A 23,065-nucleotide genomic window follows, 5' to 3' on the forward strand; every position below is an offset into this window, starting at 1 on the left:
AACCTAGCGGCTCGACTGGAGAGCCGTGGCCATCAGCGTGTGAAGCGCGATGCTCGGCTCCAGGGCCTGCTTCTGGCGCGACATCAGGATGGCGGCCTGCAATCTCTCCGTTTCGCGGGCAAGTGCCGCCGAATTCCACGTCCTGAGCGCTTTTTCGATGATCGGCTTCCGCTTGAAGTGAATATGCCGGCCGAGCGTCATCATGACCTGGGCGATCGGCAGTTTCTTTTCCTCCATTTCCGCCTTCATCAAATCCAGCATCTGGAATTGCCTGAGGCAGGACTGCAGAACGAGGAAAACGGGGGTCTTCGAGGACAGAACCTTTTGGATAGCGCGCTGGAGGCCCGGTAGATCGCCGCTGAGGATGGCATCGACGGCCTCGTCGGCCGAGACGCTGCTCGCATCGCCGATGATTTCGCCGATATGCTCCTCCTCCACCATTCCCTTGCCGCGGCAATAGAGGGCGAGCTTGCGGATTTCGTTGCGGGAGGCCACCCGGTCTCCTCCGACCAGCTCCAGCAGCCTCTGGCGGGCCGCGGGAGCGATCCTGAGGCCCTCAGCGCCGAGTTCGGTATCGATGAGGCTGTTGAGGGCCTTTATATCGTCGGCATAGCAGGGAACGATGGCAATCGACTTCGCCGGTTCGGCGATCTTGCGCAGACCGCTGCCCTTCTTGAGATCGCCGGCTTCCACGATGAGGATGTTGGCGGGCGGTGGTCCGTCCGCGAGTACCTGCATTGCGTCCAGCAGAGGCTTTTCGTTGGCGGCGCCTCGCAGCCAGACGAGTTTCGAGCCGCCGAAGAGGCCGAGCGAATTGACCTCGTCCAGAAGGCGTCCGGGATCGCCCTGCAGGTCCGCGATGTCGAGTTTCAGCATGGCAAAGGGATCGTCCTGCGAGACCCCCGTCTTGCCGGCAAGGAGCGAAGCCCGCTCGGAGACGAGGCCCCGGTCAGGACCATAGATCACGAAAATCCTGTAGAGCTCGGCGCCCTTTTCGGCAAAGCGGTCGAATTCGTGGGACTTTACTTCTGCCATACCGTCTGCGGCTGAGGTTCGCGCGCCAGCACGATGGCGATTTCGGCGCGGATGAACTCAGCAAGCTCCCGTGCAGCGCGGTTTTCCGCGTCGCGAATGGCGCGCAGCTTTGCGAAGCCCTGTCCCGAAACGTCGATGAGGGACACGACATCCCGTTTGCCGGATTTCAGCACCTGGCCATCGCTCATGCGAGTGAGCGTATAGACCGCCTCGACCTGCACGCGACCCGGAACCGGCACACCGGTCGAAGATACGTTGTCTTCGTCCTCGTCATCGAGGATGCTGGTCGCCGTGCTCTTGGCCGTCAGTTTCACGTCATAGGCCGGACGCGCGGATTCGCCGGCCCCGCCGGAGGTCAGAAAGATCAGGTGGTTTCGGACAACCTGATCAATCCTGCTCTGGGGATGGGAAAAGCTGATTGCCGCCAGGCGTTCGCCGGTGCCTGACGCCTCGGAATAAAGCGGGCGCACCTGGCAGCCGGCAAGAAATGCAAGCATGATCAGGCCGGAAACGAACCCGATGCGGCGAAGAAAGCGGTCAGACGACAATGTTCACGATCCTTTGTGGAACGACGATGATCTTCTTCGGCACCCGGCCATCAAGAGCCGCCTTCACCGCATCCAGCGCCAGAACCGCAGCCTCGACGGCACTTTGATCCGCGTCGCGCGCAATTGTCAATTCGGCTCGCTTCTTGCCGTTGATCTGGACCGGCAGTGTGACATCGTTTTCGACGACCAGGGCCTCGTCGTATCGCGGCCAGGCCGTTCTGGCGAGCAGTTCCCTGTTGCCGAGCGCTGCCCAGCATTCTTCAGCCAGATGCGGCGTCATCGGAGCGACGATCTGAATCAGGATTTCGGCGGCGTTGCGGACGGCAGCGCGATAGGCTGCATCGCCCTCGCCGGCTGCGATCCTGCCCAGCGGTGCGGCAAGCGCGTTCACGAGCTCATAGATCCGCGCAACGGCCTTGTTGAAGGAAAGCTTGTCATAGTCGCCCTGAACCGCCTTCAGCGTCTTGTGAGCGAGCTGGGAAATCTCCAGAGCCTCACCTTCCTTAGCCGGAGTCGGATTGGCATCCGCCAGGTTCGCAGAAGCTTCCGAAATCAGGCGCCAGAGGCGCTGCGTGAAACGGTGGGCGCCCTCGACGCCCGCTTCCGACCAGATGACATCGCGATCGGGCGGCGAATCGGAAAGCACGAAGAAGCGGGCGGTATCGGCGCCGTAGGAGGCGATGATATCGTCCGGATCGACGACGTTCTTCTTCGACTTCGACATCTTCTCGATAGAGCCGATCGCCACTTCCTCGCCGGTCGACAGCAGCGTTGCGCGCCGTCTGCCGTCGGCTTCCTCGATGCGAATATCGGCAGGAGCCACCCATTCGCCGTTCGGGCCGGAGCCCCGGCGATAGGTTTCATGGACGACCATGCCCTGCGTGAAGAGGCCCTTGAAGGGCTCCTTGACGTCCACATGGCCCGTTTCCCGCATCGCACGGGTGAAGAAGCGCGAATAGAGAAGGTGCAGAATCGCGTGTTCGATGCCGCCGATATACTGGTCCACCGGCAGCCAGCGATTGGCGACGGCCGGGTCGGTCGGTTCGCTTTCCCATGGCGCCGTGAAGCGGGTGAAGTACCAGCTCGAATCCACGAACGTGTCCATCGTATCCGTTTCGCGGCGCGCATCCTTGCCGCATTGCGGGCAGGCGACGTGGCGCCAGGTCGGGTGACGGTCGAGCGGATTGCCGGGCTGGTCGAAGGTCACGTCATCCGGCAGTTCCACCGGCAGGTCCTTCTTCGGCACCGGCACGACGCCGCAGTCATCGCAGTGGATGACAGGAATCGGGCAACCCCAATAACGCTGGCGGGAAACGCCCCAGTCGCGCAGCCGAAAATTGACTTTCCGTTCAGCCTGCGGGCGGTTTCCGAGTATCGTGTTCGAGAGCCCGTCGGCGACGATCTCGAAGGCTTCGGTGGTGTCCTTGCCATCCAGGAAGCGCGAGTTGATCATCACGCCATCGTCAACATAGGCCGTGTCGCCGATTTCGAAGGTGGCGGCATCACCATCCTTCGGCATGACGACAGGAACGACCGGCAGGCCGTATTTGCGGGCGAAATCCAGGTCGCGCTGGTCGCCGGACGGGCAGCCGAAGATAGCTCCCGTGCCGTATTCCATCAGCACGAAATTGGCGACGTAAACCGGCAGTTCCCAGGACGGATCGAGCGGATGCCTGACCCGGATGCCGGTATCCATGCCCTTTTTCTCGGCCGTTTCCAGCGCGGCCAGCGAGGTGCCCTGGTGCCGGCATTCCTCGGCGAAAACTTCGATAGCCGGATTGATCGCGGCAACTGCCCTGGCCAGCGGATGGTCGGCGGCGATCGCCAGGAAAGAGGCGCCGAACAGCGTATCGGGACGAGTGGTATAGACCGTGACCTCCGTTTCGCCCGCGGGGGCGGTGGAGGGCACGATCTCCCAACGGATCGTCAGGCCTTCGGAGCGGCCGATCCAGTTCTTCTGCATCAGCCGGACCTTTTCCGGCCATTGGTCGAGCGTATCCAGCGCGTCCAGCAGGTCCTGGCTGAAATCGGTGATCTTGAAGAACCATTGCACCAGCTCGCGCTGCTCCACCAGCGCGCCGGAGCGCCAGCCGCGGCCGTCGATGACCTGCTCATTGGCCAGAACCGTCTGGTCGACGGGATCCCAGTTGACCTTGGACTGCTTGCGGTAGACCAGCCCCTTTTCCATCATGTCGAGGAAGAGATGCTGTTGCTGCTGGTAATATTCGACATCGCAGGTGGCGAATTCTCTGCTCCAGTCCAGCGACAGGCCCATGGCCTTCAGCTGCGCCTTCATGGATTCGATGTTCTGGTACGTCCAGGATTTCGGATGCACCTTGTTGTCACGCGCGGCATTTTCGGCCGGCATGCCAAAGGCATCCCAGCCCATGGGGTGCAGCACGTTGAAGCCTCGGGCACGCTTGTAGCGGGCGACCACGTCGCCCATGGCGTAATTGCGCACATGGCCCATGTGGATGCGGCCCGAGGGATAGGGAAACATCTCAAGAACGTAATATTTCTCGCGCGGGTCGCTGTTGTCGGTTTCGAAAACCTTGGCCTCGCTCCACGTCTTTTGCCAACGGGGCTCGGCATCGCGCGGATTGTAACGTTCAGTCGCCATTTCGATGATATTCCGGGAAAATAGGATCAGGAGTCGGGCCAGACCTTCACCACGAAAGCCCGCAAGCGTCAAGTTTTAGAGGGCCGGGAAGGGGCAAGTTTCAGGCAAATGCCCTTGGCAGAGGCTTATATGAGGGCTATGCGCTGACTTGGCAAGAAACACGGAAGGTCGGTCATGAGCGTCGAAGAACGGCTGCGGGATGTGAAGGCACGGATCGAGAAAGCGGAGCGCCAGGCCGAGCGGCCGAAGGGGGCGGTGACCCTGGTCGCCGTTTCCAAGACCTTCGATGCCGAGCACATCCGGCCGGTGATTGCCGCCGGCCAGCGCGTTTTCGGCGAAAACCGCGTGCAGGAAAGCCAGGCGAAATGGCCCGAGCTGAAAACGGAAACGCCGGATATCGAGCTGCATCTGATCGGCCCGCTGCAATCCAACAAGGCGGCGGATGCCGTGGCGCTGTTCGACGTGATCGAGACGATCGACCGTGAAAAGATCGCCCGGGCGCTCGCCGACGAGATGACGAGGCAGGGCAGGGCGCCCAAGCTCTATGTGCAGGTGAATACCGGCCTGGAGCCGCAGAAGGCCGGGATCGAGCCGAAGCAGACGAAAGCTTTCGTGGATTTCTGCCGGAGAGATCTGGGCCTTTCGATCGAAGGGCTGATGTGCATTCCGCCGGCGGAGGAAAATCCCGGGCCGCATTTCGCACTGCTCGCCAGGCTTGCCGAGGAATGCGGCGTCGAAAAGCTTTCCATGGGCATGTCCGGCGATTTCGAGACGGCGGTGGAATTCGGCGCCACCAGCGTGCGCGTCGGCTCGGCTATTTTCGGCGCCCGGTAAGAGGGCAACGAAACTAGCGCTTTCGTCGGGCTTCCCCGCACCTCTCCCGCACCCTAGATTGATTAGATCCAGGCAGTGCAATGTAACGGGAGGTGCAGATGCAAAGCCGCTATTTCGAAGTCTATGAGGGTTGGCGGAAGGATCCGGAAGGATTCTGGAGGCATGCCGCCGCCGCCATCGACTGGTTCAAGGATCCCGACAAGATCTTCGATGGGGAGCAGGGCGTCTATGGCCGCTGGTTCACCGGTGGGGAGACGAATACCTGCTATAACTGCCTGGACCGGCATGTGGCTGCCGGGCGCGGCGGGCAGCGCGCCTTCATCTACGACAGCGCCATGACCGGCACCAAGAAGAGCTTCACCTATGAAGATGTGCTCCAGGAGGTGAAGGCAATTGCCGCCGCCTTGCGCAATCTCGGTATCGAAAAGGGCGATCGGGTCGTCATCTATATGCCCATGGTGCCTGAGGCGATCTTCTCGATGCTTGCCTGTGCCCGTATAGGGGCCGTACATTCGGTCGTGTTCGGCGGGTTTTCAGCCCAGGAACTGGCGGCGCGGCTGAACGATTCGGAAGCGAAACTGGTGATCAGCGCAAGCTGCGGCCTGGAGCCGGGTCGGATCGTTGCTTACAAGCCGCTGCTCGATCAGGCGGTCGAGCTCGCCCGCGTGAAGCCCCGACATTGCCTTGTCCTGCAGCGCGAGCAGCTCCAGGCGGTGCTGCGACCCGAACGCGGCGAACTAGATTTTGCCGAGACGGTGGATAAAGGGCGCGGCATGGAAGTGGAATGCGTGCCGGTGAAGGCCACCGATCCGCTCTACATCCTCTATACATCCGGTACGACGGGCCAGCCGAAAGGCGTCGTGCGCGACAATGGCGGGCATATGGTGGCGCTCCACTGGAGCATGGAGAACATCTTCGGGGTGAAACCCGGCGAGGTGTTCTGGACGGCCTCGGACATCGGCTGGGTGGTCGGTCATTCCTATATCGTCTATGCGCCGCTGCTTGCAGGGAATACGAGCGTCATCTTCGAAGGCAAACCGGTCGGCACGCCGGACGCGGGGACCTTCTGGCGCGTCGTCAGCGATCACGACGTGAAGGTGCTGTTCACGGCGCCGACAGCTTTCCGCGCGATCCGCCGCGACGATCCCGAGGGGGAACTCGTCGCCAACTACGATCTGCTCGGCATGCGGGCCTTGTTTCTCGCCGGCGAGCGCGCCGATCCGGAAACGCTGAAATGGGCCGAGCAGAAGCTCAAGATCCCGGTGATCGACCATTGGTGGCAGACGGAGACCGGCTGGCCGATCGCGGCCAATACCGTCGGCCTCGGCCTGATGCCGGTGAAACATGGTTCCGCGACGCGACCGATGCCCGGTTACACGCTCGACGTATTGGACGATGCCGGCCATCCGGTTCCGCGCGGCACGCTCGGCAATATCGTCCTCAAGCTGCCTTTGCCGCCGGGCTGCCTCGTCAGCTTCTGGAATGCCGACCAGCGGTTTCGGGAGGCCTGCCTCGAAGAATTCCCCGGCTATTACAAAACGGCCGATGCGGGAATGATGGACGAGGAGGGCTACATCTTTGTCATGGCCCGCACGGACGACATCATCAACTGCGCCGGCCATCGGCTTTCGACGGGCGCGATGGAGGAGGTCTGCGCCAAACATCCCGACGTCGCCGAATGTGCGGTGATCGGGGTGCACGACGCCACCAAGGGGCAAATCCCCTGCGGCTTCATGGTGCTGAAGAACCACGTTTCACGGGAAACCTCGGTCATCGCGAAGGAAGTCGCCGAGCTGGTGCGCAACGAGATCGGCCCCGTGGCGGCCTTCAAGACGGTGATGGTCGTCAACCGCCTGCCGAAGACCCGGTCGGGAAAGATCCTGCGCGGCACGATGCAGAAAATCGCCGACGACATGCCCTGGAAGATGCCGGCGACGATCGACGATCCGGCAATCCTCGACGAGATCACCGCGATCCTGAAAGCCAACGGCTATGCGCGGGAAGGAAGCGGTCTGAAGCAGAGTGCCTGAACGAAAAAGCCCCGGAGACGATCTCCGGGGCTTTTTTCTGATGGGTCTGGAGCCGGTTCGTTCAGAAACGCTCGTCCTCGTCCTCTTCGTCGCGGCGGTTGGACTTGAGCGAGCTGAGCTTCGCAAACACCGCGTCCGCGTCGATTTCCTTTTCTTCCTCGCGCTCGCCACGGTAGCCGAAATCGAGGTTCTCGGTCTCGGAAGCCGGCTGCAGCGACGCACCGGCCTCGGCCGCCGTGGGCAGCGGACGGCCCTTGGAGGCCTTTTCCACTTCGAGGTCGAGATCGATCTGGCTGCAGAGGCCGAGGGTGACCGGGTCCATCGGCGTCAGGTTGGCCGAGTTCCAGTGGGTGCGCTCGCGGATCTGCTCGATGGTCGACTTGGTCGTGCCGACGAGGCGGGAGATCTGCGCGTCCTTGAGTTCCGGATGGTTGCGGACCAGCCAGAGGATGGCGTTCGGGCGATCCTGGCGCTTCGAGACCGGCGTGTAGCGGGGGCCGCGGCGCTTCGATTCCGGCACCCGGACCTTCGGTTCGGAAAGCTTGAGCTTGTAATTCACATCGGCTTCACCGCGGGCGATTTCGTCGCGGGAAAGCTGGCCGGTGGCGATCGGGTCGAGGCCTTTGATGCCCTGCGCCGCTTCGCCGTCTGCGATCGCCTTCACTTCCAGCGGATGAAGCTTGCAGAACTGGGCGATCTGGTCGAAGGAAAGCGCGGTATTATCGACCAGCCATACAGCCGTCGCCTTCGGCATGAGCAATGTTTGGGCCATGGGTATAGTTCCTCTGTCCGTCCGCGCCGGTGTCGCGGGCCGTGGGTATCAACCACAATTTCCGGAAATTCACCGCGCTATAATCGAAATGGGACAGAATTGCAAATCTTCAAACCGGATGTCTTCAAACCAAATGGACCGTTTGTCTAATTGCCGCTCTTGCCTCACCTGTTATGAATGCGGCACATATCGCTGACGGTCCGATGCGTCGTCCTCAGTGGCAATCAGGGAGGAGTTCATGTCCGAAAAAGTCTATCCGGTTCTCAAATCCGCGAAAACGCGGGCCCTCGTCGACAAGGACAAATACGAAAAGTGGTACGAGGAGAGCATCGAGGACCCGGACAAGTTCTGGGGAAAGCACGGCAAGCGCATCGACTGGTTCAAGCCCTATACCAAGGTGAAGAATACGTCCTTCAAGGGCAAGGTCTCGATCAAGTGGTTCGAGGACGGGCTTACCAACGTCTCCTACAACTGCATCGACCGCCACCTGAAGACCCATGGCGAGCGCACGGCGCTGATCTGGGAGGGCGACAATCCTTACATCGACAAGAAGATCACCTATAACCAGCTCTACGATCAGGTCTGCCGGCTGGCGAACGTCTTGAAAAAGCATGGCGTCAAGAAGGGCGACCGCGTCACGATCTACATGCCGATGATCCCGGAAGCGGCCTATGCCATGCTCGCCTGCGCCCGCATCGGCGCCGTGCATTCGGTCGTCTTCGGCGGCTTCTCGCCGGAGGCGCTGGCCGGCCGCATCATCGACTGCCAGTCCACTTTCGTAATCACCTGCGACGAGGGCGTGCGCGGCGGCAAGCCGGTGCCGCTCAAGGAAAACACCGATACGGCGATCCATATCGCGGCGCGCCAGCACGTGATCGTCAACAAGGTCCTGGTGGTGCGCCGCACCGGCGGCAAGACCGGCTGGGCTCCGGGCCGCGACCTCTGGTACCATCAGGAGATCGCCAGCGTGAAGCCGCATTGCGAGCCGGTGAAGATGAAGGCGGAGGACCCGCTGTTCATCCTCTACACGTCGGGCTCGACCGGCAAGCCGAAGGGCGTGTTGCACACGACCGGCGGCTATCTCGTCTTCGCCGCGATGACCCACGAATATGTCTTCGACTACCACGACGGCGATATCTACTGGTGCACCGCGGACGTGGGCTGGGTCACCGGCCATTCCTATATCGTCTACGGGCCGCTTGCGAACTGCGCCACCTCGCTGATGTTCGAAGGCGTGCCGAACTTCCCGGACCAAGGGCGTTTCTGGGAGATCGTCGACAAGCACAAGGTCAACATCTTCTACACGGCGCCTACGGCCATCCGGTCCCTGATGGGTGCCGGCGACGAGTTCGTCAAACGCTCTTCCCGCGCGAGCCTGCGCCTGCTCGGCACGGTCGGCGAGCCGATCAATCCGGAAGCCTGGGAATGGTATTACAATGTGGTCGGCGACGGCCGCTGCCCGGTCGTCGATACGTGGTGGCAGACGGAGACCGGCGGCCATATGATCACGCCGCTGCCGGGTGCCACCGACCTGAAGCCTGGTTCGGCCACCAAGCCTTTCTTCGGCGTGAAGCCTGAGCTCGTCGACAACGAGAGCAGGGTGCTGGAAGGGGCAGCCGACGGCAATCTCTGCATCGCCGATTCATGGCCGGGCCAGATGCGCACCGTCTATGGCGACCATGAACGCTTCGTGCAGACCTATTTCTCCACCTACAAGGGGAAATATTTCACGGGCGACGGCTGCCGACGCGACGAGGACGGCTACTATTGGATCACCGGCCGCGTCGACGACGTGCTGAACGTCTCCGGGCACCGTCTCGGCACGGCGGAAGTGGAGTCGGCACTCGTATCGCACAATCTGGTCTCGGAAGCGGCCGTCGTCGGCTATCCGCACAATATCAAGGGGCAGGGCATCTATTGCTACGTCACCCTGATGGCCGGCCATGAAGGCAATGACGCGCTGCGCCAGGAACTGGTGAAGCATGTCCGCAACGAGATCGGGCCGATCGCCGCGCCGGACAAGATCCAGTTCGCACCCGGCCTGCCGAAGACCCGGTCCGGCAAGATCATGCGCCGGATCCTGCGCAAGATCGCCGAGGACGATTTCGGCGCGCTCGGCGATACCTCGACGCTCGCCGATCCGGCCGTCGTGGACGACCTGATCGCCAACCGCCAGAACAAGGCTGGCTGATTGCACCACGGGCCGCTCGGAAAACCGGGCGGCCTGTCAGTCGGCGGGGCAAATCTGGCTCGGCTTGCGGCCGCCGTCGTAGGTCTGCACGAGACCGGCGAGAAGCAGATCATCGGCGACGCTCCGGCCGTCGAGCAGCCTCACGTCCGCGACGATGCGGCCGAAATATTTGTCCCCGGCGATGCGGGTCAGCTGAATTCCGCGTGATTTTGCCGTGAGTGCTTCGAGGGCATGCCGCGCATCGAGCCCGGCTTCGCGAATGCGCAGGCATTTCGACCTCAGTTCCGGCGCATCGATGCCGCGGATGCGGACATAGACTTCCATCTTCTGCTGCGGCCAGGGCTGCGCTTCGACGAGCAGCGTATCGCCATCGACGATGCGCAGGATTTCAGCGGCGACAGGCCCGGAGATTTCGTCGCGCGCCGAGGCTGCGGTCGCGAACACCGCGGCAAATCCCGTGAGAATCAGGCCCATCTTCATCATGGAAAGGAATAAATTCCGATCCCGTGGCGAAGTCAATAGGAATATTTACCTCAGAAATCGATGGCGCGGCCGTTGATCTCCCAATCGCCGAAGCGGGCGGGGTCGGCGCCGCCGCGGCCGCCGAATTCTTCCGGCATCTCGATCTTTGCCGCTGCCTGACGGCGTTCCTCGGCTTCCTTCAGCGCCCGCCGGGCGGCAGGCGAAAGCGTCTTCTTCGCGGCGTCTTCTTCGGGTACTGTTTCGCTATTGTCGTTGTCTGCGTTCTGCATTTTTTCCATCACCGGATGGTTTATTGAAAATTGCGGTTGAATTGACCACATCATAGGGCGTTCGCCGACGCGGGAAAACCCTCGGGCGACTCGGGCAACGGGAGAGATGACGATGAATGTGATGCGCACCGCCATGCTTCTGGCCTTCATGACGGCCCTGTTCATGGGGGTCGGCTTCCTGATAGGCGGCACCAGCGGCATGATGATCGCCCTGGTCATCGCCGCGGGCATGAACCTGTTTTCCTACTGGAATTCCGACAAGATGGTGCTTCGGGCCTATCATGCGCAGGAGGTCGATCAGCGCACCGCGCCGGAATTCTACACTATGATCCGGGATCTGGCCGCCAATGCCGGCCTGCCGATGCCGAAGGTCTATATCTACGACAATCCGCAGCCGAACGCATTTGCGACCGGCCGCAACCCCCAGAATGCCGCCGTCGCGGCCTCGACCGGCCTCCTGCAGAGGCTGACGCATGAAGAAGTCGCGGGCGTCATGGCGCACGAACTCGCCCATATCCAGAACCGTGACACGCTGACCATGACGATCACCGCAACGCTTGCCGGTGCGATCTCCATGCTCGGCAATTTCGCCTTCTTCTTCGGCGGCAACCGGGAGAACAACAGCAATCCGCTCGGCTTCGTCGGGGTGCTGGTGGCGATGATCGTCGCGCCGCTTGCCGCCATGCTGGTGCAGATGGCGATCAGCCGCACGCGTGAATATTCCGCCGACCGGCGCGGCGCCGAAATCTGCGGCAACCCGCTCTGGCTCGCCTCGGCGCTCGCCAAGATCGCGGGTGCCGCACATGCGATCCCGAACTACGAAGCGGAGCGCAATCCCGCGACGGCCCATATGTTTATCATCAATCCGCTGTCCGGCGAGCGCATGGATAACTTGTTCTCGACCCATCCGAATACCGAAAACCGCATTGCAGCCCTGCAGCAGATGGCCGGCGAGTTCCGCGGCGGCGCCTCGACGGCGGGGTTCGGCACTGATAGACCGCAGCGCACCGCGCGCTCCGTTCCGAATACCGGCTGGGGCCGCGGTTCGGACGAATCGCGCAAAGGTCCCTGGTCTTGAACGACAAGAAGAACAAGAAACCTTCCAAATCATCGGAATATCCAAGAAAACCGGTCTCGCCCGTTCCGGGCGAAGGTCCTGGGAAGCCCGGGCTCGAGGTTCGGGCCACGGCGGCCAAATTGCTGGCAGCCGTCGTCGACCGAAAGATATCGCTTGACGGCATGCTCGACCTCACTCATGGCAACCCGGCCTACAAGGCGCTCGGTGACGCCGACCGGGCGCTGACGCGGGCGATCCTCACCACGGCGCTCCGCCACCTGCCCCGCATCGAGGCGGCGATCGCTTCCCTTATCGAAACGCCACTGCCGGAAGGGGTAAGGGCACTGCATCACGTGCTGGTCGTTGCGGCAACGCAGATCCTGTATCTCGACATTCCCTCACATGCGGCTGTCGATCTTGCGGTCGAGCAGGCCAATCGCGACCCGCGCAACCGCCGCTTTGCCAAATTGGTCAACGCCGTGCTGCGCCGGCTGGTGCGGGAGAAGGACGAGGTTCTTGCAAGGATCGCTTCCGTTTCTCCGGTGCCGGCATGGTTCCGAGAGCGGCTGATCGCCAGCTACGGCGAGACGGGGGCAGAGCGTATCGCAGAAGCACAGCTCGTGCCGCCGGCCATCGACCTGACGGTGAAGTCCGATCCGCAAGCCTGGGCGGAAAAGCTCGGCGGCAAGGTTCTGCCGACCGGAAGCGTGCGCATGCCGGCTTTCGAAGGCGCGGTTTCGGCGCTTGAAGGTTTTGTAGAAGGCGGATGGTGGGTGCAGGACGCGGCCGCGGCCATTCCCGCCAAACTGTTCGGCGATCTCAACGGCAAGAGGGTGGCCGACCTCTGCGCCGCACCCGGCGGCAAGACGGCGCAGCTTATCCAGGCGGGCGCGCATGTCGTGGCGGTCGAACAATCCGCCAACCGGCTTGCCAGGCTCAAGGAGAACCTGGCGCGGCTGGGGCTGGAGGCCGAGCTGGTCGGCGGCGATCTCTTCGGTTTCCGGCCCGATGAACTGCTGGACGGCGTGTTGCTCGACGCACCCTGTTCCTCGACCGGCACCACGCGCAGGCATCCGGACGTGCTCTGGACCAAGGGGCCGGAGGATATAGCCAAGCTCGCGGCGCTGCAGGAAAAGATGCTGCGCCACGCCGTCACGCTGGTAAAACCGGGCGGCATTATCGTCTTCTCGAACTGCTCTCTCGATCCGTCGGAAGGGGAAGAGCTGGTGGCGCGTGTCCTCGACGATCATCCCGAACTGAGGCGCCTGCCCGTCGAGCGCAATCGCTGGCCGGGGCTGGAGGAGGCGATTTCGCCGCTCGGCGAATTCCGTACCACGCCGGCGATGCTGCCCGGCGACGAAAAATTCGCGGGCGGCATGGACGGCTTCTTCGCGAGCGTGCTCCGGCTCCGGTAAGGCTTTATTCACCATCCGGGCACATTCTTTCGAATAATCTAAAGTGATTCCAGCCGACCGGGCGGCGGAGACCGATTCCTGCGGAGTATTTCAGATTGACGATGCGGCTCGCGGATCGCCGGAGACTTTTCTCCTTCGGCATTCGGGAAATCTGGCGCCGCCTTTACCGGCGGTCCGCCGGACTACGCCTCGCCGTGACATCTTCCGCCCTTCAGGTGCCGGAAAGACTGATCGTCGCGCCGACGGATCTCAGGGCGCTCGACCCCTTCGTCGCCGAGGAAATCCTTGAAGGCCGCTTTCCGCTCGCCGGGCGTATTCTCGAGACCTATGGCGAATCGCCTTTTTCGGTCGAGCTCCCGTCCCGCGCCTTTGCCGAACGGCTCCATTCCTTCGCCTGGCTGAGGCACATCCGCACCAACAAGACGGAAGCGGCTTGCGCCCATGCCAGACAGGTCGTGGCAGACTGGATCTCGCTGCACGGCCGGCGCCCAAAAGGGATTGCCTGGGAGCCGAATATCGCGGCGGAGCGGGTGGTCGCATGGCTTTCCCACTCGACCGTCGTGCTGCAGGGAGCGGAAGCCGGATTCTACCGGCGTTTCATGCGAAGCCTCGCCTATCAGGTCCGCTATTTGAGAAAGATAGCCGGCTGCACGCCGGAAGGCGAGACGCGGCTCAAACTCAGGATCGCGCTTGCCATGGCTTCCATCTCCATGCCGACGCGTGCCGCCTATATCCGGCGCGAAGGCATGCGGCTCGACCGCGAGCTGGAGCGGCAGATCATGGCTGACGGCGGCCACGTATCGCGCAATCCGCGTACCGTCCTCGACCTGCTCATCGACCTTCTGCCGCTGCGCCAAACCTATATCAATCTCGGTCACGACCTGCCACCGAAGCTCATCCCGACGATCGACCGCATGTATCCGGCGCTTCGGTTCTTCCGGCATCAGGATGGCGATCTCGCGCTCTTCAACGGCGCGAGCGCCACGCCGGCGAGCGAATTGCTGTCGGTGCTTCGATATGACGAAACAGCGGGCAAGCCGTTCAAGGCATTGCCGCACATGAATTACCATAGGCTTTCGGCAGAGGGGACCACGCTGATCGTCGATACGGGGCGCCCGCTTTCCTCGGAGCTTTCGCGGGGCGCCCATGCGGGCTGTCTTTCCTTCGAGATGTCGTCCGGGCGGCATCGCTTCATCGTCAATTGCGGCGCGCCGAAACATGCGGGGAAGAATTACCGGCAGATCGCCCGATCCACCGCCGCCCATTCCACAGTGACGTTGGACGAGACCTCGTCCAGCCGCTTCGCCCGTTCCCGTTTTACCGGCCCGTTGATGCTCGGCGGCGTCTCGGACGTACAGGTCGAGCGTTGGGACGATGTGCATGGCAACGACTGGCTGCGCGCCAGCCATGACGGCTATGTCCATGAATTCGGCTATTTTCACGAGCGCGAAATCGGTCTCAACCGCAGGGGAGACAAGATCAAGGGCCACGACCGGCTGTTCCTCCCGGAAGGCGAGAGGCCTGAGGACGAGCCTATTGCAGCCGTGGCGCGTTTCCACATACATCCCGCGATCACGCTTTCGCGCCGGGATGAGGAAAGCGTCACGATGCGCACCGCCGACGGCGAGAGCTGGATTTTTGCCGCCCCTGGTCTCGATGTCCTGATCGACGAGGATATTTTCTTTGCGGATGTTTCCGGGGTGCGGCCGAGCCAACAGCTCGTGATCGAGTTTTCCCCGCCCGAAACCCTAGAGATCCGCTGGATGCTGAGGCGCGGCGAATAGCCATTTCATCCGGAGCGAAGCTGTGCTAACCGGCGGCCATCTTTTGATGGCGCCCGATTGTGGCGCGTTTTGAGGAGAGACCGATGGCCGTCGTTTCCAAGAAAATCCCCGCTCCCGACCGCATCAGGATCCGCACGGCGCTGCTTTCGGTCTCCGACAAGACGGGCATCGTCGAGCTTGCGCAGGCGCTCACCGAGCAGGGCGTGAAGCTCATTTCGACTGGCGGCACGCACAAGGCGATCGCCGCCGCCGGCCTGGCCGTGACGGACGTTTCGGAGGTCACGGGGTTTCCGGAGATCATGGACGGCCGCGTCAAGACGCTGCATCCGGCCGTGCATGGCGGGCTTCTCGCCATTCGCGACGATGCGGAGCACACCGACTCCATGAAGGAACACGGCATCGAGGGCATCGATCTCGCCGTCATCAATCTCTACCCCTTCGAGGAAGTCCGCGCCGCGGGCGGCGATTATCCGACAACGGTGGAAAACATCGATATCGGCGGCCCGGCGATGATCCGCGCCTCCGCCAAGAACCATGCCTATGTGACGATCGTCACCGATCCGTCCGATTATCCGGCGCTGATCGAGGCATTGCGCACGAATGAAGGCCAGACCGTCTATGCCTTCCGCCAGAAGCTCGCGGCCAAGGCCTATGCGCGTACCGCAGCCTATGACACGGCGATCTCCAACTGGTTCGCCGAGGCGCTCGACATCGAGATGCCGCGCTACCGGACGATCGGCGGCGTGCTCAAGGAAGAGATGCGTTACGGCGAAAACCCGCACCAGAGCGCCGGCTTCTACGTGACCGGCGAGAACCGTCCTGGGGTCGCGACCGCCAAGCTCCTGCAGGGCAAGCAGCTCTCCTACAACAATATCAACGACACCGACGGCGCCTTCGAGCTGATCGGCGAATTCTCGCCCGAAAAGGCGCCGGCCTGCGCGATCATCAAGCATGCCAACCCCTGCGGCGTGGCGACCGGCCCGACGCTGAAGGACGCTTATCTCCGCGCGCTCGCCTGCGATTCGACATCCGCGTTCGGCGGCATCATCGCGCTGAACCAGCTGCTCGACGGGGAGACGGCCGAGGAGATCGTCAAGCTGTTCACGGAAGTCATCATCGCGCCGGAGGTTTCGGAAGAGGCGAAGGCGATCATCGCCAGAAAGCCGAACCTGCGCCTGCTCGTCACCGGCGGCCTGCCGGACCCCCGCTCGCGCGGCATCACGGCCAAGACGGTTTCCGGCGGCCTGCTCGTCCAGACCCGCGACAACGGCTTGATCGAGGACATCGACCTTCGCGTCGTCACCAAGCGGGCGCCGACGCCGACCGAGCTCGAAGACATGAAGTTCGCCTACAAGGTGGCGAAGCATGTGAAGTCGAATGCCATCGTCTATGCCAGGGACGGCCAGACGGCCGGAATCGGCGCCGGTCAGATGAGCCGCGTCGATTCCGCCCGCATCGCCGCCATCAAGGCGGAAGAGGCGGCCAAGGCCATGGGCTGGGCGGAGCCGATGACCAAGGGCTCGGCGGTTGCTTCCGAAGCATTCTTCCCCTTTGCGGACGGCCTGCTTTCGGCGATTGCGGCCGGCGCCACGGCCGTCATCCAGCCGGGCGGTTCGATGCGCGACGACGAGGTGATCGCCGCTGCCGACGAGCACGGCGTCGCGATGGTCTTCACCGGCATGCGCCACTTCCGGCACTAAACCGACCGAGCTGGATTCTTTTCCGATCTATCCGCGGGATAGGGTGTCGCCAACAGGAGCAGCAACCCTGCCGCCAGGAAGATGATCAGCGTCGCCATGCCGAGCCGAGCGGAGCCGCTGGCATAGGTCATCATCGAGAAGAACAGGGTGGCGAGGAAACTCGTCGCCCGTCCCGACAGGGCATAGATGCCGAAGTAACGGCCGGTTTCGGAGAGATCGACGCTGCGGGCGAGGTAGGAGCGCGACGAGGCCTGGACGGGGCCGAAGGCGATGCCGATCAACAGCCCGAACAGGATATAGGCTTTTTCGGCGGCCGTCCCGAACAGCCCGCCGCCGTCTTCCGCCGACAGGGGCATGAGGCCGAAGAAGACGAAGCCGGGGCCGGTGGAGACGATGCCGAGCGTCGCGACAAGCAGCAACACCAGGCTGATGATCACGACGATCTTCGAGCCGAGCAGACGGTCAAGCCAGCCGGCCGCGATGCAGCCGAAGATCGCCACGACGTTCAATATGATGCCGTAGATGCCGATCTCGATCGTCGCCCAGCCGAACATGCCGGCGGCGAAGGCGCCGCCGAGGATCAAAAGGCCGTTGACCCCATCCTGATAGAGCATGCGGGCGACCAGGAATTTCGTGAGGCCGGCGCGTCGCTTCAGCTCCCGCAGCGTGCCGCCGAGTTCCTTGAACCCCGAGCGGACCGCCTCGCCGAGCGGCAGGCCCTTGCCGGCATCCGGCGTGAAGAAGAACATCGGCAGGATGAAAAGGAAATACCAGAGGGCCGCGATCGGTCCGGTGATGCGGGCATCTTCGCCAAGATGCGGATCGAGCCCGAAGAGCGGCGGGATACCGATCAGGGTCACGCCGGTTTCCGGATTGGCGGCGAGCAAAGTCACGACCGCGATGAGCACGATCATGCCGCCGAGATAACCGAGCCCCCAGGCGATATTGGAAATCCTGCCGACTTCGTTCCTGGACACCAGGCGTGGCATCATGGAATCGTTGAAGACGGTCGAGAATTCCGCGGCGATCGAAGCGAAGATCATGAAAATCATCGGCCAGACGATCGGAGAGCCGGGTTCAGCGAACCAGAGGGCCGAAACGCAAACGATCTTGATAACGGCGAAGAAGGCGATCCAGGGTTTGCGCGGACCGGACTGGTCGGCGATCGAGCCGAGAACCGGAGAAAGCACGGCGATGATGAGCGACGAGACCGTCGCCATGTTGCTCCAGGCGGCCTGCGCCGAAACGGGGTCCTCGGTCAGGCGCGAGACGAAATAAGGGCCGAAGATGAAGGTGGTCACGACCGTGAAGAACGGCTGGGCCGCCCAATCGAAGAGCATCCAGCCCCAGATGCCGCGCCGGGCGGTTTTCGCCGGCGCATCGTCCACATGAGAAACGGCCATTCTTCCCCCGGGTCAGCCCTGCCTTGCGGTTGTCCTATATCGATCGCCCATGCGCAAGGTCGCCGAGAAGACCGGCGGCAACGGTGATCTTCGGAAGGGTCAGGTCGCCGCTTTCGCTCAGGGTTACCAGCTCTGTGCCGATGCGGTTTACCCGGATGCGGTCGCTGCCATGCCAGGCTTCCACCGGCTTCTTCTCTTTCGGATGGCTCGTCAGTGCGGCGATGACGATATCGCGGCGGGCGGAAGCGATCTGCTGTAGACTGCGGGAGAGCGCAAGGCTCTCGTAATGGTCCGAAGTGCCGATCCGTTCGCCGGCGCCGATCAGCCGGTTGACGCGGAAGGTCTCGGTCACGGCGAAATAGCTCTCGGCGGCGCGCGCCATGGTCTCGCCCGTGCGGTCGGCAATCAGCATGATCTCCGGCACGAGGACAAGGGTCGAAAGCAGCGTTATCTCCCGGGCAAGCGAGGCAGGAACGCCCTGCACTTCGAGCTCGGCGGCACGGGAGGCCATTTCCACGGCAGCCGCGCCGCTGATCGAAGAGCGCAGGCCTTTGATCGCGGCCTTGAGCCGGCTCATAGCGCCATCCATGTCGCCGGTGCCGACCTGCGTTTGAAGGATCAGCCGTGTAGCCTCGGCGAATATTCCTGTGGTCCTGGCATAAAGACCATTCTGAATCTGGCCGGAAATCCTGCCGTCGAGCGCGTCGATCTCCGCCCAAAGCTTAGGCAGGTCGAAGCCGTCGCGGGCGAGGAAGGCGGCTTTCACGACATTGGCGGCGGTCGCCCCCGTCATGTCGCTCATCTGTTGCACGAAACCCGGCCCGCCGCGGTTGACCGCCTCATTGGCGAGCGCCGTGGCGATGATCTCGCGATGCAGGCGGTGCTTTTCGATATCGGCGGCATAGGCCTTCTGCATCCTTGCCGGGAAATAGGCCTTCAGCACGGCGGAGAAGTAGGGATCGTCCGGAATGCTGCTTTCGATCAGGGCGTTGAAGAGCACGATCTTCGCATAGGAGAGCAGCACGCCGATTTCGGGCCGCGTCAGCGGTCGGCCGGAAATATAACGTTCCGCAAGTTCCGCATCGTCAGGCAGGGTCTCCACCTTGCGGTTCAGGTGACCCTGGGCCTCCAGCACGGACATGAGCCGTGACAACTCTTCCCGATTGGCGGCACCTTTTCTTTCCGTCAGGGAAATCGCAAGCGGCTGCAGGTAGTTGTTGCGCAGGACGAGACCGGCCACCTCGTCGGTCATCGAGGCGAGAAGCCGGTTGCGCTTGTCGCGGGTGAGGCGGCCATCCTGCATAGCCGGATTGAGCGCAATCTTGATATTGACCTCGACGTCCGAGGAGTTGACGCCGGCGGAATTGTCGATGGCGTCGGAATTGCAGCGTCCGCCAGCAAGCGAATAGGCGATGCGGCCTTTCTGGGTTACGCCCAGATTGGCGCCTTCGCCGACGACGCTGGCGCGCACTTCCCCGGCGGTCACGCGGATCGGATCGTTGGCACGGTCGCCCACTTCCGTATCGGTCTCGGAAGCGGCCTTGATATAGGTGCCGATGCCGCCGAACCAGAGCAGATCGACCGGGCTTTTCAGGATCGCCGTCATGATCTCGAAAGGCGTCGCGGCCGCCTTATCGATGCCGATCGCCGCTGCGGCTTCGCTGGTGAGCTTGACCGACTTTTCCGCGCGGGAAATGATCATCGCGCCGGCGGACAGAGTTTTCCGGTCGTAATCTTGCCAGCTCGAACGCGGCAGCGCGAAGAGCCGCTCGCGTTCGGCGAAGGACGTTTCGGTATCCGGATCAGGATCGATGAAGATGTCGCGATGATCGAAAGCCGCGATCAGCCTGATCTTGCGGGACAACAGCATGCCGTTGCCGAAAACGTCGCCGGACATGTCGCCGACGCCTGCGACCGAAAATGGCGTCGTCTGGATGTCGATGTCCTTTTCGCGGAAATGCCGCTTCACCGCCTCCCAGGCGCCGCGGGCGGTGATGCCCATCTTCTTGTGGTCGTAACCGGCGGAGCCCCCGGACGCGAAGGCATCGTCCAGCCAGAAGCCGGCTTCCTGCGCCAGGCCGTTGGCCGTGTCGGAGAAGGTCGCTGTGCCCTTGTCGGCCGCGACGACGAAATAGGGATCGTCGCCATCGATACGAACCGTGTTCTCCGGCCCGACGACCTCCGCGCCGACGATATTGTCGGTGATGGAGAGGAGCGTTCGGATGAAGGTTATGTAGGCCTGCCTGCCGGCGTTGAAGAATTCGTCGCGCGAACCGCCGGCCGGCAGCATTTTCGGGAAGAAGCCGCCCTTGGCGCCGACCGGCACGATGACGGCGTTCTTGACCTGCTGGGCCTTCACGAGGCCGAGGATCTCGGTTCGGTAGTCCTCGCCGCGGTCGGACCAGCGGATGCCGCCGCGCGCCACCTTGCCGAAGCGCAGGTGGACGCCTTCGACCTCCGTGCCGTAGACGAAGATCTCGCGGAAGGGGCGCGGTTCCGGCAGGCCGTCGAGTTCCTTCGGGTCGAGCTTGAAGGCCAGCATCCTTTTGGGCGAGCCATCCGTTTCGCGCTGGAAATAATTGGTGCGGAGCGTCGCGTCGACCGCGTTGACAAAGCGGCGGAGCGTCCGGTCCTCGTCGAGGTTCGGCACCTGGCCAAGCGCTTCCTCGATCCCGGCGTGGCAGTCCGTGAGCTTCCTGGTGCGGGTCTTCTCGGCGATCTTCGGATCGAAACCGTCGCGGAAGAGCCGGAAGATGGCGGCGGCGATGGAAGGATATTTGTTGAGCGTATCGGCGATATAGGTCTGCGAATAAACGATGCCGGCCTGCCGGAGATAGCGGGCATAGGCGCGAAGAACCGTGACCTCGCGGGCGGAGAGGCCGGCGAGCAGGACGAGGCGGTTGAAACCGTCATTGTCGATCAGCCCGTGGAAGGCGGAAAGGAAGGCCTCTTCGAGCAGCGGTCCCTCGCGGGAAAGGTCGATCCCGCGCCCATCATCGAGCTGCAGTTCCATGTCGTGCAGCACGACGAGCCTGTTTTCCGCACCCACATGGATTTCAAACGTCTGTTCGCTGACGACATGGAAGCCAAGATTCTCGAGAAGCGGCACGCGGCGGGAAAGCGAGAGATGCCGGTCCTTGTGGAAGATCTTCAGAGATACGATGTTCGCGGCGTCGATCGGGCGCCGGTAAAAGGCGATGCGGATCGTCTCGCCGGCCGCGCAAGCCGCGATATCGGCCAAGTCGGCGAAAGTCTCCTCGGGCGAAAAGGTTTCCTGGAAGGCCTGCGTGACGGAGAGGCGGGGACCTTCCTTCGCGAGCGCTGCGAAGCGCTCTTCCCACGGCGTGGCGATCAGGCGGATCGTCTCTTCCAGCTTTGCCTGCGGGATACGCGGCGTCTTGCCGCCGCGCCGGCCGATGATCATATGGACGCGCGCGACACCGCCTTCCGGGAAGGCCGGGTAATAGGCGGAGACGTGGCCGTCATAGACCTCGGACAGATAATCGCCGACCTTCTCGCGGACGTCGGAGTTGTAATCCTCGCGCGGCACATAGACGATGACGGACACGAAACGGTCGAAATGGTCGATGCGCGGCAAGACGCGGACGCGCGGACGCTCGCTGAGTTCCATGATCTGCTCGCAGAAGCGGGCAAGGAGATCGACCTCGATCTGGAAAAGATCGTCGCGCGGATAGGATTCCAGGGTGTTTTCCAGCATACGGCCGGAATGGCTGTCGGGGTCGAAGCCGAAATATTCCTCGATCCGGGCGACCTTGGCCCGCAACAGCGGAATCTCCCGGACGGAATGGGTATAGGCCGTCGCGGTGAAAAGGCCGACGATGCGCAGCTCGCCGACGACCTCGCCCTTCTCGTCGAAGCGCTTGACGCCCACATAATCCATATAGGCACGGCGGTGGACGACGGATTTCACATTCGCCTTGGTGACGATGAGGAAATCCGGCCCGTCGAGGAATTCCAGGATTTCCGGCGTGGTCATCACCGCGTCCTTGCCCTGGCGCAGCACCAGCACGTCCGGATCGGAGAGGATGCCGAGGCCCCGGCCCTTGCCGCGCTCGACCTTCGCCTCCGGGCCCCTGCCGGAATAGACATATTCGCGCATGCCGAGGAAGGTGAAATTGTCGTCGCGCAGCCAATCGAGGAATGCGAGCGCCTCGTCGCGATCGGTCTTCCGGCGGCTAGACGAGTTGCTGAGCTGTCCCGCGGCACCGTCGAGCACGTCCAGCATCGACGCCCAATCGGTGATCGCCAGATGCACCTGATCGAGGATGAAGCGAATGCGTTCGACCAGCGATGCGGCCTGTTCTTCCGTCAGCGGCGCGATATGGATCTGGATCAGGCTCACATGATGAGCCGGATTCCCCGGCTGCTCGTTGGAGCGCAGCACCGGCTCCTTCCCCGGCTCCAGGTTGAGGATCGGGTGGACCGCCATCAAGAGGTCGCGATGGGTGGCGGCCACCTCGCCCATGATCGAGTCGAAGAGGAAAGGCATGTTCCGGTCAACGACCGTCAATACGGAGACCGGTATGCCGTTCGGTTCGATGCCGGATACGGTTTTCACCGTGATATCCGCTCTGATCCGCGTCCAGGCGTTCAGCCGTTCTGCCGCATGCGTGGCCGAGCGGGCCAGCATTTCGGGGGTATAGTTTTCGAGGTCGTCATTGCTTGCCCGGCTGAACAGGATGAGCGGGTCGAGATGCGGTCCCTTGCTCGCGGCGGCGATCTTGCGCGCGCTTTCGATCTGCTTTTCCCGCTTCAGATTCTGCCTGGCGGCCATGCCCCTCTCTCCTTTTCAGTTCAAACACCGAACGATTTCATTCCATGTCATCATGCTGCAACGTGGCCGATCCATGTCGGCCCCGATAGACGTTTCATTCTTCCATGAAGCCTTGTTGACATGACAGGG

At 62.7% G+C, this 23,065-nt stretch carries 15 protein-coding genes; 7 read left to right on the forward strand and 8 right to left on the reverse strand.

Annotated features, from left to right (window positions below; genetic code table 11):
* Positions 1-3 precede the first annotated feature (3 nt).
* From holA to leuS, 3 genes are read right to left on the reverse strand one after another with little or no spacing between them, the layout of a single operon-like run.
* On the reverse strand, positions 4-1,035 hold the full coding sequence (gene holA, locus ACMGE0_RS19080) for a DNA polymerase III subunit delta (protein ID WP_436817455.1): 1,032 nt from the start codon (positions 1,033-1,035) through the stop codon (positions 4-6).
* Positions 1,023-1,583, reverse strand: coding sequence for a hypothetical protein (locus ACMGE0_RS19085; RefSeq protein WP_436817456.1), 561 nt, complete (start codon positions 1,581-1,583; stop codon positions 1,023-1,025). Before ACMGE0_RS19085 ends, holA begins: the two co-directional genes overlap by 13 nt.
* On the reverse strand, positions 1,573-4,203 hold the full coding sequence (gene leuS / locus ACMGE0_RS19090; RefSeq protein ID WP_436817457.1) for a leucine--tRNA ligase: 2,631 nt from the start codon (positions 4,201-4,203) through the stop codon (positions 1,573-1,575). Before leuS ends, ACMGE0_RS19085 begins: the two co-directional genes overlap by 11 nt.
* A gap of 174 nt (positions 4,204-4,377) precedes the next feature.
* Here leuS and ACMGE0_RS19095 point away from each other — a divergent pair, with 174 nt between their 5' ends.
* A complete protein-coding gene (locus ACMGE0_RS19095) occupies positions 4,378-5,037 on the forward strand; it encodes a YggS family pyridoxal phosphate-dependent enzyme (protein ID WP_436817458.1) in 660 nt (219 codons plus the stop codon).
* Between the two features lie 98 nt (positions 5,038-5,135).
* Positions 5,136-7,067, forward strand: coding sequence for a propionyl-CoA synthetase (locus tag ACMGE0_RS19100; protein ID WP_436817459.1), 1,932 nt, complete (start codon positions 5,136-5,138; stop codon positions 7,065-7,067).
* 61 nt (positions 7,068-7,128) lie between these two features.
* Here the strand turns inward: ACMGE0_RS19100 and ACMGE0_RS19105 are convergent, their stop codons facing one another.
* Entirely contained in the window at positions 7,129-7,839 is a 711-nt protein-coding gene (locus ACMGE0_RS19105) for a DUF1013 domain-containing protein (RefSeq protein WP_436817460.1), read from the reverse strand.
* Between the two features lie 238 nt (positions 7,840-8,077).
* Here ACMGE0_RS19105 and acs point away from each other — a divergent pair, with 238 nt between their 5' ends.
* Complete coding sequence (gene acs / locus ACMGE0_RS19110) at positions 8,078-10,030, forward strand: acetate--CoA ligase (RefSeq protein ID WP_436817461.1); 1,953 nt, start codon at positions 8,078-8,080, stop codon at positions 10,028-10,030.
* Between the two features lie 36 nt (positions 10,031-10,066).
* Here the strand turns inward: acs and ACMGE0_RS19115 are convergent, their stop codons facing one another.
* Both ACMGE0_RS19115 and ACMGE0_RS19120 read right to left on the reverse strand, forming a co-directional pair.
* The gene (locus ACMGE0_RS19115; RefSeq protein WP_436817462.1) at positions 10,067-10,504 is read right to left on the reverse strand and encodes a thermonuclease family protein; all 438 of its coding nucleotides are present in this window, start codon (positions 10,502-10,504) and stop codon (positions 10,067-10,069) included.
* A gap of 59 nt (positions 10,505-10,563) precedes the next feature.
* Entirely contained in the window at positions 10,564-10,782 is a 219-nt protein-coding gene (locus tag ACMGE0_RS19120) for a DUF1674 domain-containing protein (RefSeq protein WP_436817463.1), read from the reverse strand.
* Positions 10,783-10,894: 112 nt separating this feature from the next.
* On the opposite strand from ACMGE0_RS19120, the gene htpX reads away from it, so the two are divergent.
* The 4 genes from htpX to purH all read left to right on the forward strand — a co-directional run bounded on the left by htpX (position 10,895) and on the right by purH (position 16,738).
* Positions 10,895-11,860, forward strand: coding sequence for a zinc metalloprotease HtpX (htpX, locus tag ACMGE0_RS19125; RefSeq protein ID WP_436817464.1), 966 nt, complete (start codon positions 10,895-10,897; stop codon positions 11,858-11,860).
* Positions 11,857-13,254, forward strand: a complete 1,398-nt coding sequence (locus ACMGE0_RS19130; RefSeq protein ID WP_436817465.1) for an RsmB/NOP family class I SAM-dependent RNA methyltransferase — start codon at positions 11,857-11,859, stop codon at positions 13,252-13,254. The genes htpX and ACMGE0_RS19130 overlap by 4 nt, the downstream gene beginning before the upstream one ends.
* A 101-nt stretch (positions 13,255-13,355) precedes the next feature.
* Positions 13,356-15,038: a heparinase II/III family protein gene (locus ACMGE0_RS19135; RefSeq protein ID WP_436817564.1), complete on the forward strand. Its 1,683-nt coding sequence runs from the start codon at positions 13,356-13,358 to the stop codon at positions 15,036-15,038.
* Positions 15,039-15,121: 83 nt separating this feature from the next.
* Positions 15,122-16,738 carry a bifunctional phosphoribosylaminoimidazolecarboxamide formyltransferase/IMP cyclohydrolase gene (gene purH, locus ACMGE0_RS19140; RefSeq protein ID WP_436817466.1) on the forward strand — a complete coding sequence of 539 codons (1,617 nt, stop codon included), beginning with the start codon at positions 15,122-15,124 and terminating at the stop codon, positions 16,736-16,738.
* Here purH and ACMGE0_RS19145 read toward each other — a convergent pair.
* Together ACMGE0_RS19145 and ACMGE0_RS19150 are read right to left on the reverse strand one after the other, a co-directional pair.
* On the reverse strand, positions 16,735-18,141 hold the full coding sequence (locus ACMGE0_RS19145; RefSeq protein ID WP_436817467.1) for an MFS transporter: 1,407 nt from the start codon (positions 18,139-18,141) through the stop codon (positions 16,735-16,737). The two genes, purH and ACMGE0_RS19145, sit on opposite strands and share 4 nt — an antisense overlap.
* 34 nt (positions 18,142-18,175) lie before the next feature.
* Positions 18,176-22,936 carry an NAD-glutamate dehydrogenase gene (locus ACMGE0_RS19150; RefSeq protein WP_436817468.1) on the reverse strand — a complete coding sequence of 1,587 codons (4,761 nt, stop codon included), beginning with the start codon at positions 22,934-22,936 and terminating at the stop codon, positions 18,176-18,178.
* Between the last annotated feature and the right edge of the window lie 129 nt (positions 22,937-23,065).

The sequence above is a fragment of the Neorhizobium descurainiae genome, assembly GCF_051400715.1.
Classification (GTDB): domain Bacteria; phylum Pseudomonadota; class Alphaproteobacteria; order Rhizobiales; family Rhizobiaceae; genus Neorhizobium.

Excerpts from the sequence above, each read along its gene's own strand:
- ACMGE0_RS19145 (WP_436817467.1), bottom strand. The coding sequence starts at position 18,141 with ATGGCCGTTTCTCATGTGGACGATGCGCCGGCGAAAACCGCCCGGCGC.
- ACMGE0_RS19105 (WP_436817460.1), bottom strand. The coding sequence starts at position 7,839 with ATGGCCCAAACATTGCTCATGCCGAAGGCGACGGCTGTATGGCTGGTC.
- ACMGE0_RS19135 (WP_436817564.1), top strand. The coding sequence starts at position 13,356 with ATGCGGCTCGCGGATCGCCGGAGACTTTTCTCCTTCGGCATTCGGGAA.
- leuS (WP_436817457.1), bottom strand. The coding sequence starts at position 4,203 with ATGGCGACTGAACGTTACAATCCGCGCGATGCCGAGCCCCGTTGGCAA.
- acs (WP_436817461.1), top strand. The coding sequence starts at position 8,078 with ATGTCCGAAAAAGTCTATCCGGTTCTCAAATCCGCGAAAACGCGGGCC.
- ACMGE0_RS19115 (WP_436817462.1), bottom strand. The coding sequence starts at position 10,504 with ATGGGCCTGATTCTCACGGGATTTGCCGCGGTGTTCGCGACCGCAGCC.
- htpX (WP_436817464.1), top strand. The coding sequence starts at position 10,895 with ATGAATGTGATGCGCACCGCCATGCTTCTGGCCTTCATGACGGCCCTG.
- holA (WP_436817455.1), bottom strand. The coding sequence starts at position 1,035 with ATGGCAGAAGTAAAGTCCCACGAATTCGACCGCTTTGCCGAAAAGGGC.
- ACMGE0_RS19150 (WP_436817468.1), bottom strand. The coding sequence starts at position 22,936 with ATGGCCGCCAGGCAGAATCTGAAGCGGGAAAAGCAGATCGAAAGCGCG.
- purH (WP_436817466.1), top strand. The coding sequence starts at position 15,122 with ATGGCCGTCGTTTCCAAGAAAATCCCCGCTCCCGACCGCATCAGGATC.
- ACMGE0_RS19120 (WP_436817463.1), bottom strand. The coding sequence starts at position 10,782 with ATGCAGAACGCAGACAACGACAATAGCGAAACAGTACCCGAAGAAGAC.
- ACMGE0_RS19095 (WP_436817458.1), top strand. The coding sequence starts at position 4,378 with ATGAGCGTCGAAGAACGGCTGCGGGATGTGAAGGCACGGATCGAGAAA.
- ACMGE0_RS19100 (WP_436817459.1), top strand. The coding sequence starts at position 5,136 with ATGCAAAGCCGCTATTTCGAAGTCTATGAGGGTTGGCGGAAGGATCCG.